Origin of the sequence: Rathayibacter sp. AY1F3 (assembly GCF_002931975.1) — a bacterium.
Lineage (GTDB): Bacteria > Actinomycetota > Actinomycetes > Actinomycetales > Microbacteriaceae > Rathayibacter.
Genome location: NZ_PSVF01000027.1, coordinates 21,934 through 38,522, shown reverse-complemented (window position 1 = coordinate 38,522; position 16,589 = coordinate 21,934). Strand labels below are relative to the sequence as shown.

Here is a 16,589-nt window from a genome sequence, read left to right as displayed (position 1 = left end):
GCGTCGGCGCGCAGAACGACTGGTACGTCCTCGCCTCGGCGAGCGCCCTCACCGGCCCGAGCGCCTCGATCGGAGCCGACCATCTCGGCTGGACCCCGCGCCTGATCACCGGCACCGGCGCCGTCGCGGGCGATCCGGTCGCCTCCTCCCTCGAGGGAGGCGCGGGCCTGCGCGACGCGCTGCTGCTCGGAGCCGCCGGCGGGGCCGGCACCTGGACGTCCGACGCCGAGCTGCGGCTGCTGGCAGAGCCGGACGTCGAGGCCGGCTCCTACCGCTCGACGATCACGCTGTCGCTGTTCGCCTAGGCGCGGACCGGCGCAACGGCGGGGGACCGCGCCTCGCGGTCACTCCTGAGCGACCGCGACCGCCACGACGAGCGCGGAGTGGACCGCCGGCTCCGAGACGGCGAAGTAGCGGCTCGAGCCCTCGATCCAGGCCTCGGTCGCACCCTCCCTGGTGCGGAAGCGGACGGGCTCGTCGCTCGAGGTCCCGCGCCCGTCGGCCTTCGCGACCGCCTGCGAGCGCAGATCGGCGAGCACCTGCTCCGCCGTCGTCGCCCCGGACGCCACGCGGTCGCGGACGCTGCGGGCGCGCACCGCGTCGATCCCGATGTCGCGTCCGGTCGCCAGCGCCGCGACCACCGCGCCGTCGCAGTGCGCGATGCTGATCCGCATCCGCTCCAGCGCCGGGTGCTCGCCGCGGAGCACCGGGCGGCCGTGCGGTCCGGAGCAGCGCTGGCAGCGCGCGTCCACGGCGACCTCGAGGGGATCGATCCCGAGCGTCTCGGCGGCCAGCTCGCGCACGAGGACCCGGCCGAGGAGGAAGCCGTCCCGGACCTCGCGCCGACTCGTCGCCTCGTAGCGCAGGCGCTCGGCGAGGGTGAGCAGGCGCAGCATCCGGTGGCGGGCGGAGTCGAGGACCTCGGGCCGCGCCCAGCGCAGCTGCACGTCGTCGGTGGCGAGGAGGGGGAGTCCGGTCATGCCCCGGACGCTACGCACGCCAGGCGACATCGGCGTGACGGGAGGGTGGCCGGAGGGAGACGGGCCGCTGTTGACTGGGAGGCGTGCAGACCTTCCTCCCCTACCCCGACTTCCACCGCAGCGTCCGCGCCCTCGACGGCAAGCGGCTCTGCAAGCAGCGCGTCGAGACGCTGCAGGTCATGCGGGCGCTGACCGTCCCGGGGTACGGCTGGCAGAACCACCCCGTCACGCGGATGTGGCGGGGCTACCGGCCGGCGCTGATGACCTACCAGCGCGAGACCTGCGCGGAGTGGACGGAGCGCGGCTTCGCCGACACGTGCCTCGTGAAGACCGAGGAGGCCCTCGCCGCCGCCCCGGAGGATCTCGCCGCCTACCTGACCGGCGACTACCCGCTCCCGCCGTGGTTCGGCGACGAGCGGCTGCACCTCTCGCACCGCTCGAAGCTCGTGGCCAAGGACGAGGACCACTACGGCCCGCTGTTCCCCGGCACGCCGCCGGGGCTCGACTACCTCTGGCCCGTCGGCGCCTGAGCTCAGGCCGCGGGCGGGCGGAGGAACGGGATCGCGATGCGCGGACGGAACACCTCGCGCTGGTTCGCCTTCACCAGTCCGCAGATGATCAGCACGAAGTGCACCAGCCAGAGCACGGCGAACAGCGTGATCGGGATGCCGATCGGATAGAAGTCCTTCGCGAGCGGGGTGTCGGAGGCGGCGAAGAGCAGCACGACGTGCGCGCCGAGCGTCACGACCCCGATCAGGATCACCGTCAGGCCCCAGTTCGCCGCGTTCCGCGCGTTCTCGGCGGCGAGCCCGCCCTTCCTCCGGGCGGACGGGTACACGGACGCCATGACGATGCCGCCCACGATCAGGCTGAGGAACGGGATCCCGATGAACGCGAGGAAGCCGAGAGCGTACGAGAGGGCGCCCGTGGGCGGTGCGGGGACGGCCTGCGGGGGCGCGACCGGAGCGGCCTCCGGGGTCGTCGCGTCGGCCGGTCGGGGGTCGGAGGAGGGGCTCGCCATGCCGACAGCCTAGGGAACGCCGTCCCCCGGGTGGCGGTCAGGGTCTTTTCAGGCCTCTGGCCGGGCCTTCGTCTTCGGGGGCTCTCGGGTTAGTCTGTCGAGGTTGACCTGCCGCACGGAGCGTGCAGGGCGTCGGCCGCGGTCGTCGCAGCATCCGGGGGGATTCGCGAAGGAGAAGGTTTGGCGTCCGACAGAAGGACCACCGGTGGTGTGGTCAAGGCGATCGTGGGCTTCCTGGGCATGAGCGTCGTGGCCGGAGTCCTCGTGACCGCCACCGTCACCCCGGCTGTGGCGCTCGCCGGAGTCGCCGCGAACCAGTCGATCGGCGTCTTCGACGGCCTGCCCGACTACCTCGAGGTCGACAAGCTCTCCGAGAAGAGCAACATCTACGCGACCGGCTCCGACGGCCCGCAGCTGCTCGCCTCCTTCTACGTCGAGAACCGCGTCGAGGTGCCGCTCGACCGCATCGCCCAGGCCGCCAAGGACGCCGCCGTCTCGGGTGAGGACCCCCGCTTCTACGACCACGGCGGAGTCGACCTCCCCGGCACGCTCCGCGCCGTCGCGCAGACCTACGTGCTCGGCAACGACGTGCAGGGCGGATCCTCGATCACCCAGCAGTACGTGAAGAACGTCCTCGTCGAGAAGGCCGTCCGCAACATCTCGGACGACGCCGAGCGCGCGGCCGCGATCGACGAGGCCACTCGGACCTCCCCCGAGCGCAAGCTCCGCGAGATGAAGCTCGCCATCGGGCTCGAGAAGCAGTACACGAAGGACCAGATCCTCCAGGGCTACCTCAACATCGCGTTCTTCGGAGGCACCACCTACGGCCTCGAGACCGCCGCGAACTACTACTACGCGACCTCGGCCGCGGACCTCTCGATCGCCCAGGCCGCGAGCCTCATCGCGATCGTCAACAACCCGGCCGTCCTGCGGATCGACCAGCCCGACAACCCGGACAACGGCGCCGCGAACGGCTACGCCCGCAACAAGGACCGCCGCGACTACATCATCGGCAAGATGCTCGAGGAGGGGAAGATCTCGCAGGAGGACCACGACGCCGCCGTCGCCACTCCGATCGAGCCCCGCATCACCCAGCCCAGCACCGGCTGCTCGACCGCGGGCAACGCGGGCTTCTTCTGCGACTACGTCACCAACGTCCTGAAGAACAACGAGATCTTCGGCGCCGACGAGGACACCCGCTGGACCAACTTCCGCCGCGGCGGCCTCGACGTCTACACGACGCTCGACGTCGGCCTGCAGGACGCGGCCGTCGCCGCCGTCGACGCGCAGGTCCCGCAGACCTGGAACTTCGACGTCGGAGCCGTCTCCGTCAGCGTCGAGGTCGGATCCGGGCGCGTGCTCGCGATGACGCAGAACAAGAAGTACTCGCAGGATCCGGACGTCCTCACGACCGACCCGTCCTACAGCGCCGTGAACTACAGCACCGATCGGGCCAACGGCGGATCCTCCGGGATCCAGCCGGGCTCGACCTACAAGCTCTTCACGCTGGTGGAGTGGCTGAAGGAGGGCCACAGCATCAACGAGTCGGTCGACGGGACGCGCAAGTCCACCTGGGGCACCTTCACGGACTCCTGCGTCTCCGGCGGCACCGACACGAGCAACGAGACGAGCGCGAAGAACGACGAGGGCGGCACCGGCGAGGTCGGCACCCCGGTGTCCTTCACGAAGACCTCCCTCAACACCGGCTTCGTCGGCATGGCCCGTGAGCTCGACCTGTGCGGCATCCGCGACACCGCGGTCGACATGGGCGTGAAGCAGGGCAGCGGCGAGGAGCTCGAGCACAACCCGTCGTCGGTGCTCGGCACGAACTACGTCTCGCCCCTCTCGATGGCCGGCGCCTTCGCCACCATCGCCTCCGGCGGCACGACCTGCGACCCCGTCGCGATCGACCGCATCACCGACTCCGCCGGAGCCGACCAGCCGGTGCCCCCGGCGAACTGCCGCCAGTCGATCGACCGCAACGTCGCCGCCACCGCGGCCGTCGCGCTGCAGGCGACCTTCACCGGCGGCGGGACGGCCGTGGCCTCCCGCACCGGCGACGGCGTTCCGCTGATCGGCAAGACCGGCACCACCGACGACGCGAAGGCCACCTGGATGACCGGAGCGAGCACCCGCGTCGCGACCGCCGTCGGCGTGTTCAACGTGAAGGGTGACGCGAACCTGCGCCTCGGCCGCTACTCCTTCGACTCCGGATCCGCCGCCACCGCGCGCCACCGCATCTGGCCGGTCGTCATGCGCGCCGCCGACGCGACGTACGGCGGGACGGCGTTCCCGGAAGCCGACGGCTCGCTGCAGGTCGTCCCGAAGGTCGACATCCCGGATGTCGTCGGGCTCTCCTCCGCCGACGCCGAGGCCAAGCTCGAGGCGGCCGGCTTCGGCGTCGTGCAGGGCGGCACGGAGGCGAGCAACGCCGCTGTCGGGACGGTCACCCGCGCCGACCCGTCGGGCTCGGCCCCGCGCGGCACCGCGATCACCGTGTTCACCAGTTCCGGCAACCAGAAGACCGTGCCGAACGTGACGGGCCAGGACCTGGAGGCCGCGAAGAACGCCTTCGGCGCCGCAGGCTTCACGAAGATCACGCTCGCCTGCGCCGAGGACCCGAAGGCGCCCGACGCCGGCCAGGTCACCGGGCAGGAGCCGGCCGGCGGCTCCCCCGTCGCTCCGGACGCCACGCTGAAGGTGACGATCACCGCGAAGAAGTGCCCCTGACCGGCGCCCGACGGCTCGCGAGAACGCGTCCGGCCCGCGAGGATCCTCGGATCCCGCGGGCCGGACGCGTTCCTGTCGGACGACGGCGTCGGAGCCGGGCCTACTGCCCGCGGCCCCGGATCGCGCCGACGATCGCGACGGTCGCGAAGTAGACGATGAGGGCCAGCACGCCGAACGAGGCGAGCGCCCCGCTGGCCTCGGCCCAGGGCCGTCGCTCGTCCGTCATGGTGCCGGGCATGACGATGTCGAGGGCGAACATGCCCACCGCCAGGGCGAAGCAGACGAGGCTCAGCACGAGCAGCGCCCGGACCGCCTTGCCCACGGGGTCGTAGTAGCGCGGGTTCGACATCGTGCCTCCGGTTCTCGTGCTCTCGTGTCTATCCCGCCCGGACCGCTGTGGCAAGCCGTGGGGACGCGAAGACCCCCGCCCCTCCCCCTCCGCGGGCGCCGCTCGCGACGACAGGCGGTGCCGTCGTCACGAGTGGCGTCTCGCGGGAGGAGGAGGGACGGGGGTCGGAGCGGGACCGGCTACGCGGCCAGCGGGAGGGCGACGGCCGAGGTCACCAGCAGCTCGCCGCCGACGGCGTCGACGCGGACCGCGCCTCCGTCGGAGACCTCGCCGCTGACGAACAGGTCGGCGATCCGGTCGTCGATGGAGCGCTGGACGAGCCGGCGCAGGGGCCGGGCGCCGTACTGCGGCTCGTAGCCGTTCTCGGCGAGCCAGTCGACGGCCGCCTCCGTCACCTCGAGCGTCACCTCGCGGGGAGCGAGGCGGGAGCGCGTGGTGTCGAGGACGATGCCGACGATCTCCCGCAGCTGCTCGCGGCCGAGGCGGCGGAACAGGACGATCTCGTCGATCCGGTTGAGGAACTCGGGGCGCATCGCCTCGCGGAGACGGCCCATGACGCGATCGCGCAGGTCCTTCTCCGAGGCGAAGCCCTCGGCAGACGCGTCGCTCTGAGCGACGAAGCCGAGCGCACCCGACCGCGAGGCCAGGAACTCCGAGCCGAGGTTCGAGGTCATGATGATCACCGTGTTGCGGAAGTCGACCGTCCGCCCCTGGCCGTCGGTCAGACGCCCGTCGTCGAGCACCTGCAGCAGCAGGTTGAACACGTCGGGGTGCGCCTTCTCGATCTCGTCGAAGAGGACCACCGAGTACGGGTTCCGGCGCACGCGCTCGGTCAGCTGACCGGCCTCGTCGTAGCCGACGTACCCGGGAGGGGCGCCGACCAGCCGCGAGACCGTGTGACGCTCGCCGAACTCGCTCATGTCGAAGCGGATGACCGACTGCTCGTCGGCGAAGAGGGAGCCTGCGAGGGTGCGCGCCAGCTCCGTCTTGCCGACACCGGTCGGGCCGAGGAAGAGGAACGAGCCGACCGGGCGCGAGGAGTCGCCGAGGCCTGTGCGGCTGCGGCGGACGGCCCGGGCGACAGCGGTGACCGCGTCATCCTGGCCGATGACCCGCTGGTGCAGCTCGGTCTCGAGGTGCGCGAGGCGCTCGCGCTCCCCCTCCGTGAGCCGCGACACCGGGATGCCGGTGGCGCGGGCGATGACGGCCGCGATCTCGGTCTCGCCGACGACCGCCTCCGCGGGGGCGCTGCCGGTGGCCGCGTCGAGATCCGCCTGCACGGCGCTGATCTCGTCGCGGACGCGGGACGCCTCCTCGTAGTGCTCGGCCGAGACGGCCGCGTTCTTGTCGGCCTCCAGGGTCGCCAGACGCTCGAGCAGAGCTCCGGTGTCGACGCCGGCTCCGAGGCGGAGGCGGAGGCGCGCGCCGGCCTGGTCGATCAGGTCGATCGCCTTGTCGGGCAGCACGCGGTCGGTGAGGTACCGGGCCGAGAGCTCGACGGAGGCGCGGAGTGCCTCGTCCGTGAAGCGCACGCGGTGGTGCTCCTCGTAGGCGGGGCGCAGGCCGTGCAGGATGGCGACCGCGTCCTCGATGCCGGGCTCGCCGACGCGGACCGGCTGGAAGCGCCGCTCCAGTGCCGGGTCCTTCTCGATGGTGCGGTACTCCTTGAGCGTGGTGGCGCCGACGAGGTGCAGCTCGCCTCGGGCCAGACGCGGCTTGAGGATGTTGCCCGCGTCCATGCCGCCCTCGCCGCCGCCGCCCGCACCGACGACGGTGTGGACCTCGTCGATGAAGACGATCAGCTCGCCGGAGTGCGCCGCGATCTCGTCCATGGTGCCGGTGAGGCGCTCCTCGAAGTCGCCGCGGTAGCGGGTGCCGGCCAGCATGCCGGGGAGGTCGAGCGAGATCACGCGCTTGCCGCGCAGCTGCTCGGGGACCTCCTCCGCCACGATCGCGCGGGCCAGGCCCTCGACGATGGCGGTCTTGCCGACGCCGGCCTCGCCGACGAGCACCGGGTTGTTCTTGGTGCGGCGGCTGAGGATCTCGACGGTCTGCTCGATCTCGTCGGCGCGCCCGATGACCGGGTCGAGCCGGCCCTCGCGGGCGAGAGCGGTGAGGTCGGTACCGAACTTGTCGAGCAGCGGAGTGTCGGAGGCGGGCTGTCCCGCCTCCTGCTGCTGTGGGGCCTCGGTCTCGCGCATGCCCTGGGTGAGGGCCTCGGCGGTGACGCCCGCGCGGGCGAGGACCTGCCCGGCGGGGGCGTCCTGGCCGAGCACGAGCGCGAAGAAGAGGTGCTCGGGCTCGATGTAGGTCGAACCGCTGGAGCGGGCGACCTGGTAGGCGTGGAACAGCGCGCGCTGCGCGCTGGGGGTGATGGTGGCCGCGTTCTGCGAGGCGTGGGCCTCGTCGGCCTGCGGGAGGCGCGCCTCCGCGGCGGTGGCGATGGCGGCGGGGTCGACGCCGATGCGGCGCACTGCCTGCGAGACGGTCTCGTCGTCGATGAGCACGCGGAGCACGTGCAGGGCGTCGAGCTCGGTCTGGCCGCGCTCGAGGGCGAAGCGTCCTGCGGACTGCAGGATGTCGCGGGTACGGGCGGTGAGGAATCGGCTGAGGTCGATCGACCGCGCCGCGCGGGCGCGCTCACCGTCGAGGTAGCGGGCGAGGAAGTCGTCGAACGAGCTCGCTCCGGCCTCGCTGTAGTTGTCGGGCACCTGTCCTCCTGAGGAAGTTGAGTCGGTTACGCTCAAGTTCAACGCAGGGGTGCCGTTCCTATTCCCGCCCCTTCCCCGCGAGATGCCGCTTCGGTCCGCGGCACACCGCGGCGGGCGTTCCGACCGGCGTCTCGCGGGGACGGGAAGAGGCACGGACTCCGGGGAGTCCGTGCCTCTCTGCGCCGACGCGCATTTCCTCCGGGGTGGGAGCTCTAGGGGACGAGGTAGCCCGCCGCGCGGAACAGCTCATACCACTCCGGCCGCGTGAGCGGCAGATCGGAGCCGAGGGCCGCATCGCGCACGCGCTGCTCGTTCGTCGTGCCGAGCACGACCTGCATGCCCGCCGGGTGGCGGGTGATCCAGGCGGTGGCCACGGCGATCGCCGGGACCCCGTAGGTCGCTGCGAGCCGGTCGATGACGGCGTTCAGCTCGGGGTAGGCCGGGTTGTCGAGGAAGACGCCGGTGAAGAACCCCGCCTGGAAGGGCGACCAGGCCTGGACGGTGATGTCGTTCAGGCGGCAGTAGTCGAGGATGCCGGCGTCGCGCATGACGGACTGGTCCTCGCCGACCATGTTGGAGGCGACGCCCTGCGCGATCAGCGGCGCATGAGTGATCGAGAGCTGCAGCTGGTTCGCCACGATCGGCTGGTTCAGCGACTTCTTCAGCAGCTCGATCTGGTACGGCGTCTGGTTCGAGACGCCGAAGTGCTTCACCTTGCCGGACGCGTGCAGCTCGTCGAACGCGCGGGCCACCTCGTCGGGCTCGACGAGCGCGTCGGGCCGGTGCAGGAGCAGCACGTCGACGTAGTCGGTGCGCAACGCCTTCAGCGAGCCCTCGACCGAGGCGATCAGGTGCTCGTACGAGAAGTCGAAGTAGGGGCCGTCCGGGACGATGCCCGCCTTGGTCTGCAGGACGACCTGCTCACGCTCCGACGGGGTGAGCGCCATCGCCTCGGCGAAGCGCTCCTCGCAGCGGTGCAGCTCGCCGCCGTACACGTCGGCGTGGTCGAAGAAGTCGATGCCGGAGTCGCGGGCGGCGCCGACGAGGCCGCGGATCGCCTCGTCGCTCATCTCGGGGATGCGCATGAGGCCGAGGACGACGTTCGGGGAGTCGACACCGGAGGTGCCGAGGGGGACGTGCTTCACAGGGAGTGCTCCTTCGTTGGATACCTCGTCCACGGTAGGCGCCCCGCCTGGGCGCCGTCCAACAGGGGGTGCTGGTGCGATTCATCCGGCGGAGTGGTGAATCGGCGGAGGGCGTCGAGGATGCCGGACGAACGTGGTGCCGCGACCCCGATTCCGCGGCAGGGAGGGAGTCCTTCGTCGTTCGTCCTGAGTTCTGAACGGCTTGTCCGCGCATCGCGACGGTGGAAGGCTACCGCCATGACGATCGAGGTGCGCGCAGCCACCGTCTTCGACGACCTGGCGACGATGGTCGGCCCGAAGCGCCCCGACGCGAGCGTGTGCTGGTGCCTGAGCTACCGGCTCCGCTCCTCCGTCGAGAACCGGGCTCTCGCCGGTCCCGCTCGCGGTGCCCGGGTGCGGGAGCTCGTCGCGGAGGACCCTCCGCCCGGCGTCCTCGCGTACGACGGCGAGGAGGTGGTCGGCTGGGCGGCGGTGCACCCCCGGGCCGACACGAGTTACTCGACGAACCGGCGCATCCCGCACGTGGACGCCCTCGACGTGTGGAGCGTGTGGTGCCTGCGCGTGCGGCCCGGCTTCCGCGGGCGCGGGATCTCGCATCCGCTGCTCGAGGGCGCCGTCGAGTTCGCCCGAGCCCACGGGGCACCGGCGATCGAGGGCTACCCGGTCGACAACGCCGGCACGGAGGTCGACCTGACGATGGCGTACGTCGGCACGCGCTCGCTGTTCGAGCGCGCCGGCTTCGAGAAGGCCGCGGACACGACCTCGGTGCTCGACGGCTTCCCCCGGGTGCTGATGCGCCTGGCCCTCTGAGGCGCGCACGACGGCCGCTCCGGCCCCGCTCCGCGAGACACCGACGTGCCGCGCGAGGCGCCGCCGACAGGACGGCGCCTCGGCGACAGGGCGGCGCCTCGCCGGGTGCGGTGACCCGGCGCCCGCCCGCCGCCCGGAGACGAGGAACGGCCCCTCACCCGCGAGGGGAGGGGCCGTTCGCCGTGGAGGCCGGGACGTGGTGTCGACGCCTAGAAGTCCCAGTCCTCGTCCTCGGTGTTCACGGCCTTGCCGATCACGTAGGAGGAGCCGGAGCCCGAGAAGAAGTCGTGGTTCTCGTCCGCGTTGGGCGAGAGGGCCGACAGGATCGCGGGGTTCACATCGGTGACCTGCTTGGGGAACATCGGCTCGTAGCCGAGGTTCATCAGCGCCTTGTTGGCGTTGTAGTGCAGGAACTTCTTGACGTCCTCGGTCAGGCCGAGCTGGTCGTAGAGGTCCTGCGTGTACTGCGCCTCGTTGTCGTAGAGCTCGTAGAGCAGCGAGAACGTGTAGTCCTTGATCTCGTCGCGCTTGGCCTGGTCGACCCGCTCGAGTCCCTTCTGGAACTTGTAGCCGATGTAGTAGCCGTGCACGGCCTCGTCGCGGATGATCAGGCGCACGAGGTCGGCCGTGTTGGTGAGCTTGGCGCGCGAGGACCAGTACATCGGCAGGTAGAAGCCCGAGTAGAAGAGGAACGACTCCAGCAGCGTGGAGGCGACCTTCCGCTTCAGCGGGTCGTCGCCGCGGTAGTAGTCCATCACGATGGACGCCTTCTTCTGCAGGTTCGGGTTCTCCATCGACCAGCGGAAGGCCTCGTCGATGTCCTGGGTGTTCGACAGGGTCGAGAACACCGAGGAGTACGACTTGGCGTGGACCGACTCCATGAACGCGATGTTCGTGTAGACGGCCTCCTCGTGAGGCGTGATCGCGTCCGGGATGAGCGAGACGGCGCCGACGGTGCCCTGCACGGTGTCGAGCAGGGTGAGCCCGGTGAACACGCGCATGGTGAGCTGCTGCTCCTGGTGCGTGAGCGTGTTCCACGACTGGATGTCGTTCGACAGCGGGACCTTCTCGGGCAGCCAGAAGTTGCTCGTGAGGCGGTTCCACACCTCGACGTCCTTGTCGTCCTGGATCCGGTTCCAGTTGATCGCCTGGACGGAGTCGACGAGCTTGAGCTTCTCGGGGGGAGTCATGATTCCTTCTCGCTGCTGCGGATGGGTCGTGCGGAGGGGGGTGGAGCTGCGTGCTCTAGAGCATGCACGAGACGCACTGGTCGAGCTCGGTGCCCTCGAGCGCCAGCTGACGGATGCGGATGTAGTAGATCGTCTTGATGCCCTTGCGCCAGGCGTAGATCTGGGCGCGGTTGACGTCGCGGGTGGTCGCCGTGTCCTTGAAGAAGAGCGTGAGCGAGAGGCCCTGGTCGACGTGCTGCGTGGCCGCGGCGTAGGTGTCGATGATCTTCTCGTAGCCGATCTCGTACGCGTCCTGGTAGTACTCCAGGTTGTCGTTCGTCATGAACGGCGCCGGGTAGTAGACGCGGCCGAGCTTGCCCTCCTTGCGGATCTCGATCTTCGACGCGATCGGGTGGATCGAGGACGTCGAGTTGTTGATGTACGAGATCGAGCCGGTCGGCGGGACGGCCTGCAGGTTCTGGTTGTAGATGCCGTGCTCCATGACCGAGGCCTTGAGCGCACGCCAGTCGTCCTGGGTGGGGACCGCGATGCCCGAGTCGGCGAAGAGGCGGGAGACGCGCTCGGTGGCCGGCGCCCACTCCTTCTCGGTGTAGGTGTCGAAGAACTCGCCCGAGGCGTACTTCGAGTCGGCGAAGCCCTCGAAGGTGGTGCCGCGCTCGATGGAGAGGTTGTTGGAGGCACGCAGGGCGTGGAACAGCACCGAGTAGAAGTAGATGTTGGTGAAGTCGATGCCCTCCTCGGATCCGTAGTGGATCCGCTCGCGGGCGAGGTAGCCGTGCAGGTTCATCTGGCCGAGGCCGATGGCGTGCGACTTGTCGTTGCCGTCCTCGATCGAGCGGACCGAGGTGATGTGCGACTGGTCGGACACCGAGGTGAGGCCGCGGATCGCGGTCTCGATGGTGCGGCCGAAGTCGGGCGAGTCCATCGTCAGCGCGATGTTCAGCGAGCCGAGGTTGCAGGAGATGTCCTTGCCGATCTGCGCGTAGGAGAGGTCCTCGTTGTAGGTCGTCGGAGTGTTGACCTGGAGGATCTCGGAGCAGAGGTTGGACATGTTGATGCGGCCCTTGATCGGGTTCGCCTGGTTCACCGTGTCCTCGAACACGATGTAGGGGTAGCCCGACTCGAACTGGATCTCGGCGATGGTCTGGAAGAACTCGCGCGCCGAGATCTTGGTCTTCTTGATGCGCGGGTCGTCGACCATCTCGCGGTACTTCTCCGAGAGGGAGATGTCGCCGAAGGGGATGCCGTAGACGCGCTCGACGTCGTAGGGCGAGAAGAGGTACATGTCCTCGTTGTTCTTCGCGAGCTCGAACGTGATGTCGGGCACGACGACGCCGAGGGAGAGCGTCTTGATGCGGATCTTCTCGTCGGCGTTCTCGCGCTTGGTGTCGAGGAAGCGGAGGATGTCGGGGTGGTGCGCCGAGAGGTACACCGCTCCCGCGCCCTGGCGCGCGCCGAGCTGGTTGGCGTAGCTGAAGCTGTCCTCGAGGAGCTTCATCACGGGGATGATGCCCGAGGACTGGTTCTCGATCTGCTTGATCGGGGCGCCGGCCTCGCGGATGTTCGAGAGCGAGAGGGCGACGCCGCCGCCGCGCTTGGAGAGCTGGAGCGCGGAGTTGATGCCGCGGGCGATCGACTCCATGTTGTCCTCGATGCGCAGCAGGAAGCAGGAGACGAGCTCGCCGCGCTGTGCCTTGCCTGTGTTGAGGAAGGTCGGGGTCGCGGGCTGGAAGCGGCCGGCGACGATCTCCTCGACGAGGGCGGTCGCGAGCGTCTCGTCGCCCTGGGCGAGGCCGAGGGCGGTCATCACGACGCGGTCCTCGAAGCGCTCGAGGTAGCGCTTCCCGTCGAACGTCTTGAGCGTGTACGAGGTGTAGTACTTGAACGCGCCGAGGAAGGTCGCGAAGCGGAACTTCTTCGAGTACGCCAGGTCGTTGAGCTGCTGGATGAACTCGAACGAGTACTGGTCGAGCACGGCCTGCTCGTAGTACTCCTTCTCGACCAGGTAGTCGAGGCGCTCCTTGAGCGTGTGGAAGAACACCGTGTTCTGGTTGACGTGCTGCAGGAAGAACTCGCGAGCGGCCTCGCGGTCCTTGTCGAACTGGATCTCTCCGTTCGGGCCGTAGAGGTTCAGCATCGCGTTGAGCGAGTGGTAGTCCATCTGTGCGGCGTCGCGGGGAGCGTCGATCACTGCTGCGTCCAAAACGTGTCCAATCCTTCGTCGACGGCGCGGACGTCGTCGGGTGTTCCGAATACTTCGAATCGATAGAGGTGCGGCACCTCGCACTTGCGGGCGATGATGTCGCCGGCGAGGCAGTACGCCTCGCCGAAGTTCGTGTTGCCGGCGCCGATGACGCCGCGGATCAGGGAGCGGTTGCACGGATCGTTGAGGAACCGGATGACCTGCTTGGGGACCGCTCCCCCGCCGTTGCCGCCGCCGTAGGTGGGGAGGACGAGCACGTACGGCTCGTGGACGTGGAGCGTGTCGAGGGCGGCTCCGTCGCGACGGGCGTGGAGCGGGATGCGCTGCGCCGGCCGTCCGAGCTTCTCGATGAACCGGTGCGTGTTCCCCGAGCTGCTGGAGAAGTACACGAGCCCGCTCATCCTCCGGCCCCTCTCCCCGTCAGCTGCTGTTCTCGGTCCCGCCTCCGAGGCGGCTGCGCGGTGAGCCGCGAGGCGGAGGAGGAAGCCGCAGCGGCGCTACGGCGCCCGCCGACGACGCCGCGGATCGCCGTCCGTGCGCCTCAGAGGGTCGCGATCTTGTCGGGGCGGAAGCCGGACCAGTGGTCGTCGTCCGTGATGACGACCGGCGCCTGGAGGTAGCCGAGGGCCTTGACGGCCTCGAGGGCCTTCTCGTCCACGGAGAGGTCGAACACCTCGTAGTCGATGCCCTTGCTGTCGAGGGCGCGGTACGTCGCGGTGCACTGGACGCAGGAGGGCTTGGTGTAGACCGTCACAGCCATGGGTGTCGCCTTTCGGAGGGGGTGTCCCGGTGCCGCTCCCCGACCGGCGGCTCGCGATGCGGGCGGGGTCGGAGGGTGGTCCGGGTGAGTTCTGGGTGCCGGTGGGGCTCTCGCTCCGACCTGCTCAGCAATACTACATATAGGGGGCGGGCCGGTGTCAGCCCACTAGACGTAGTAGTTACAGCCGTGTAGTTATCCACCGGTTCCTCCCCCGTTCATCCACAGGCCGGAGCCCGTGGAACCGCGGAAGGACGCGGATCCGGACGAACCATCCACAGGTGTGGACAGAAGGATCCCGTTCACTGTGTACAACGCGCCACGGCGTGTCGGCATGCCCGACCGGTGGGGTCCGCGCGGCGGCTCGACCACAAGATGTGGTGGTCGGATCGCATCGCGGGGCATGCCCGGACGGTACGCCCGACCACCGACACCGCGAACGGTCAGAGGAGCTGCGCGGCCCACTCCCGGGCGACGGCGCGCAGGTGCGGGAGCGGGTCCGCGAGGGCCGCGGACGAGGAGCCCGCCGCCTCCGTCAGCGACACCGCCGCGGTGAAGCCGGGAGTCGGCGCCGCGATCGCCCCGGCGACGAGGAGCGTCCGCGCCCCGGCCGCCTCGGCGAGCGCGAGGACGTGCACCGGGACCTTGCCCGCGGCGGACTGCGCGTCGAAGCGCCCCTCCCCCGTGATGACGACGTCCGCGCCCGCGAGGAGCGCCGGGAGCCCGATCGCCCGTCCGACGGCGGCGGCGCCGGAGGTCGGGCGCGCGCCCCAGGCGAGCAGCCCGAAGCCCGTCCCGCCCGCCGATCCGGAGCCCGGCGCATCGGGATCCGCGTCCAGGTGCGCGGCGAGACGGCGGAGACCGCTCTCGAGGAGGAGGACGTCCTCGGGGCCGGCCCCCTTCTGCGGTCCGAAGACGCGGGCCGCCCCGGAGTCGCCGAGCAGCGGGGTCGCGACGTCGCTGAGCACGACCGCGCCTCCGGGCGGCAGAGGACGCAGCCCGCGGAGGTCGGCGGCGGCGAGCGCGGGCAGCGCACCGCCTCCCTCGCCGAGGTCGCGGCCGGAGGCGGTGGAGAAGCGCGCGCCGAGCTCGCGGAGCGCTCCGACTCCGCCGTCGGTCGAGGCGCTGCCGCCGATCGCCAGCAGCAGGGCGTGCGCCCCCGCGTCGAGGGCGGCGGCGATCGCGCGGCCGAAGCCGCGCGTGTGCGCGGTGAGCGGTCGGAGCGGGTCGAGCAGCGTGATGCCGCTCGTGGAGGCGAGCTCGACGACGGCTGTCCCGTCGGGGAGCAGCAGCCACCAGGCGCGGACCGGCCGGGAGTCCGGGCCGGGCACGACGACCGGCCGCCGCTGCGACCCCGGGACCGCGAGCGCGAAGGCCTCGACCGTGCCCTCTCCCCCGTCGGCCATCGGCGCGAGGACGATCTCGTCCCCCGCGCGCGCAGCGCTCCAGCCCTCGGCGATCGATCGCGCGACCTCGACCGCGCTCGCCGACCCCTTGAAGGAGTCGGGCGCGACGACGACCCTCAGCCTGCCCACGCGCTCAGTGTGGCACCGCGCCGCCGCTCAGAGCGGGGTCGCGAGCCGGTAGCCGCGCTTGATCACCGTCGCCACGAGCCGCGGTTCGGGGAGGGCCTGACGGAGGCGGCTGACAGCGACGTCGACCGCGTGGTCGTCGAGAGCCTCCGGCGCGGAGGCCGCGAGGACGTGACGCGCGACGGTCGCGCCCTCGGCGGCGACGAGAGTCCGGAACAGCGCGAGCGCGACCGGGGTCAGCGCCACCCGGGTCCCGGCCAGGACGGCGTGCCGGCCTCGGAGCTCGAGAGTGCCGAAGGCCGTCTCGATGCGGGGCGACGCCTGCTCGAGGTGCTCGCAGGTCAGGCGGATGAGCGCGCCCATCCGGAACCGGTCCGGCACGACCGGGAGGATCCCTGCCTCGACCAGGGGTGCTGCGGTCACGGGGCCCACGGCGGCGGCGACCACCGTCTCGCGGAAGGCCGCCTGGAGGTCGTCGAGGCGGCCCGCGGCCTCCGCGACCGTGAAGAGCGCCTCCACCGCCGGCGCGCTGGTGAAGGTGACGGCGTCGATGCCCCCTCCGCAGACCGCGTCGATCAGCCGCAGCACCCGGGCGGAGTCCTCGTGCACGCTCCAGCGGTAGGGCGCGGCAGTGAGCACCCGGGCGCCGGCGTCGCGGAGACGCTGCAGCTGAGCCGGGTCGGTGAATCCGTGCAGCTGCACCGCGATCGTGCGGCCGGCGACGCCCTCGCGCAGGGCCAGGTCGACGAGGGAGGTGGTCGTCTCGCGCTCGCTCATCCCGTGGTCGTCGAGACCCGCCGCACGGATCGCTCCGCGCGCCTTGGGTCCGCGGACGAGGATCCGCGCGGAGGACAGCGCGTCGGCCAGCTCGATCCCCGCGGCGTCCGCGGCCTCGAGCCAGCGCCGCAGGCCGTAGGAGGTGGTGGCGAGGAGCACGTCGGGACGGGCGGCGACGATCGCGCGGGTCTCCTCCTCGAGCGCGCCCTCGGTGTCGACGCCGCGCATGCGGATGGTGGGGGCATGCGTGACGGCGGCACCGCGGCGCTCGAACGCGGCGATCAGGTCCTCGGAGCGGCGGTCGGAGGTGACCCCGATGCGGAAGCCGTCCAGCTGGTCGGGTCGGAACCCCACGGCGGCGTCGGGATCGGTGCCGGTCATGCT

Annotated in this window: 14 protein-coding genes and 1 pseudogene; 4 read left to right on the top strand and 11 right to left on the bottom strand. The window is 70.9% G+C overall.

Annotated elements, in window-relative coordinates; all coding sequences use genetic code 11:
* Positions 1-305, top strand: a pseudogene (locus C5C39_RS17620) (hypothetical protein); the annotation flags it as partial.
* A 39-nt stretch (positions 306-344) separates the two neighbouring features.
* Here C5C39_RS17620 and C5C39_RS14090 read toward each other — a convergent pair.
* On the bottom strand, positions 345-980 hold the full coding sequence (locus C5C39_RS14090) for a 4'-phosphopantetheinyl transferase superfamily protein (RefSeq protein ID WP_104238247.1): 636 nt from the start codon (positions 978-980) through the stop codon (positions 345-347).
* 83 nt (positions 981-1,063) lie between these two features.
* Between C5C39_RS14090 and C5C39_RS14085 the strand changes: the two genes are divergently transcribed.
* Positions 1,064-1,510 carry an MSMEG_6728 family protein gene (locus C5C39_RS14085; RefSeq protein ID WP_104353664.1) on the top strand — a complete coding sequence of 149 codons (447 nt, stop codon included), beginning with the start codon at positions 1,064-1,066 and terminating at the stop codon, positions 1,508-1,510.
* Between the two features lie 2 nt (positions 1,511-1,512).
* Here C5C39_RS14085 and C5C39_RS14080 read toward each other — a convergent pair whose 3' ends face one another.
* The gene (locus C5C39_RS14080; protein ID WP_104234617.1) at positions 1,513-2,001 is read right to left on the bottom strand and encodes a DUF4870 domain-containing protein; all 489 of its coding nucleotides are present in this window, start codon (positions 1,999-2,001) and stop codon (positions 1,513-1,515) included.
* Between the two features lie 180 nt (positions 2,002-2,181).
* Here C5C39_RS14080 and C5C39_RS14075 point away from each other — a divergent pair, with 180 nt between their 5' ends.
* Positions 2,182-4,731, top strand: coding sequence for a transglycosylase domain-containing protein (locus C5C39_RS14075; RefSeq protein WP_258075844.1), 2,550 nt, complete (start codon positions 2,182-2,184; stop codon positions 4,729-4,731).
* A 100-nt stretch (positions 4,732-4,831) separates the two neighbouring features.
* Here the strand turns inward: C5C39_RS14075 and C5C39_RS14070 are convergent, their stop codons facing one another.
* From C5C39_RS14070 to C5C39_RS14060, 3 genes are all read right to left on the bottom strand, one after another.
* The gene (locus tag C5C39_RS14070; RefSeq protein ID WP_104224361.1) at positions 4,832-5,080 is read right to left on the bottom strand and encodes a hypothetical protein; all 249 of its coding nucleotides are present in this window, start codon (positions 5,078-5,080) and stop codon (positions 4,832-4,834) included.
* A 179-nt stretch (positions 5,081-5,259) separates the two neighbouring features.
* Positions 5,260-7,791, bottom strand: a complete 2,532-nt coding sequence (locus C5C39_RS14065; protein ID WP_104353663.1) for an ATP-dependent Clp protease ATP-binding subunit — start codon at positions 7,789-7,791, stop codon at positions 5,260-5,262.
* 212 nt (positions 7,792-8,003) lie between these two features.
* Entirely contained in the window at positions 8,004-8,936 is a 933-nt protein-coding gene (locus tag C5C39_RS14060; RefSeq protein ID WP_258059515.1) for an aldo/keto reductase family oxidoreductase, read from the bottom strand.
* Positions 8,937-9,173: 237 nt separating this feature from the next.
* On the opposite strand from C5C39_RS14060, the gene C5C39_RS14055 reads away from it, so the two are divergent.
* Positions 9,174-9,746: a GNAT family N-acetyltransferase gene (locus C5C39_RS14055; RefSeq protein ID WP_104353662.1), complete on the top strand. Its 573-nt coding sequence runs from the start codon at positions 9,174-9,176 to the stop codon at positions 9,744-9,746.
* 209 nt (positions 9,747-9,955) lie between these two features.
* On the opposite strand, the gene nrdF is transcribed toward C5C39_RS14055, so the two are convergent.
* The 6 genes from nrdF to C5C39_RS14025 form a co-directional block, all read right to left on the bottom strand.
* Positions 9,956-10,936, bottom strand: a complete 981-nt coding sequence (gene nrdF / locus C5C39_RS14050; RefSeq protein WP_104224358.1) for a class 1b ribonucleoside-diphosphate reductase subunit beta — start codon at positions 10,934-10,936, stop codon at positions 9,956-9,958.
* Between the two features lie 55 nt (positions 10,937-10,991).
* Complete coding sequence (nrdE, locus tag C5C39_RS14045) at positions 10,992-13,097, bottom strand: class 1b ribonucleoside-diphosphate reductase subunit alpha (RefSeq protein WP_104234484.1); 2,106 nt, start codon at positions 13,095-13,097, stop codon at positions 10,992-10,994.
* 26 nt (positions 13,098-13,123) lie between these two features.
* A complete protein-coding gene (gene nrdI / locus C5C39_RS14040) occupies positions 13,124-13,540 on the bottom strand; it encodes a class Ib ribonucleoside-diphosphate reductase assembly flavoprotein NrdI (protein ID WP_104224357.1) in 417 nt (138 codons plus the stop codon).
* A 140-nt stretch (positions 13,541-13,680) separates the two neighbouring features.
* Positions 13,681-13,899, bottom strand: coding sequence for a glutaredoxin-like protein NrdH (gene nrdH, locus C5C39_RS14035; RefSeq protein ID WP_068255139.1), 219 nt, complete (start codon positions 13,897-13,899; stop codon positions 13,681-13,683).
* Between the two features lie 440 nt (positions 13,900-14,339).
* Positions 14,340-15,422: a glycerate kinase gene (locus C5C39_RS14030; RefSeq protein ID WP_219813343.1), complete on the bottom strand. Its 1,083-nt coding sequence runs from the start codon at positions 15,420-15,422 to the stop codon at positions 14,340-14,342.
* Positions 15,423-15,458: 36 nt separating this feature from the next.
* Positions 15,459-16,586: a uroporphyrinogen-III synthase gene (locus C5C39_RS14025; RefSeq protein ID WP_104238252.1), complete on the bottom strand. Its 1,128-nt coding sequence runs from the start codon at positions 16,584-16,586 to the stop codon at positions 15,459-15,461.
* Positions 16,587-16,589: the final 3 nt, after the last annotated feature.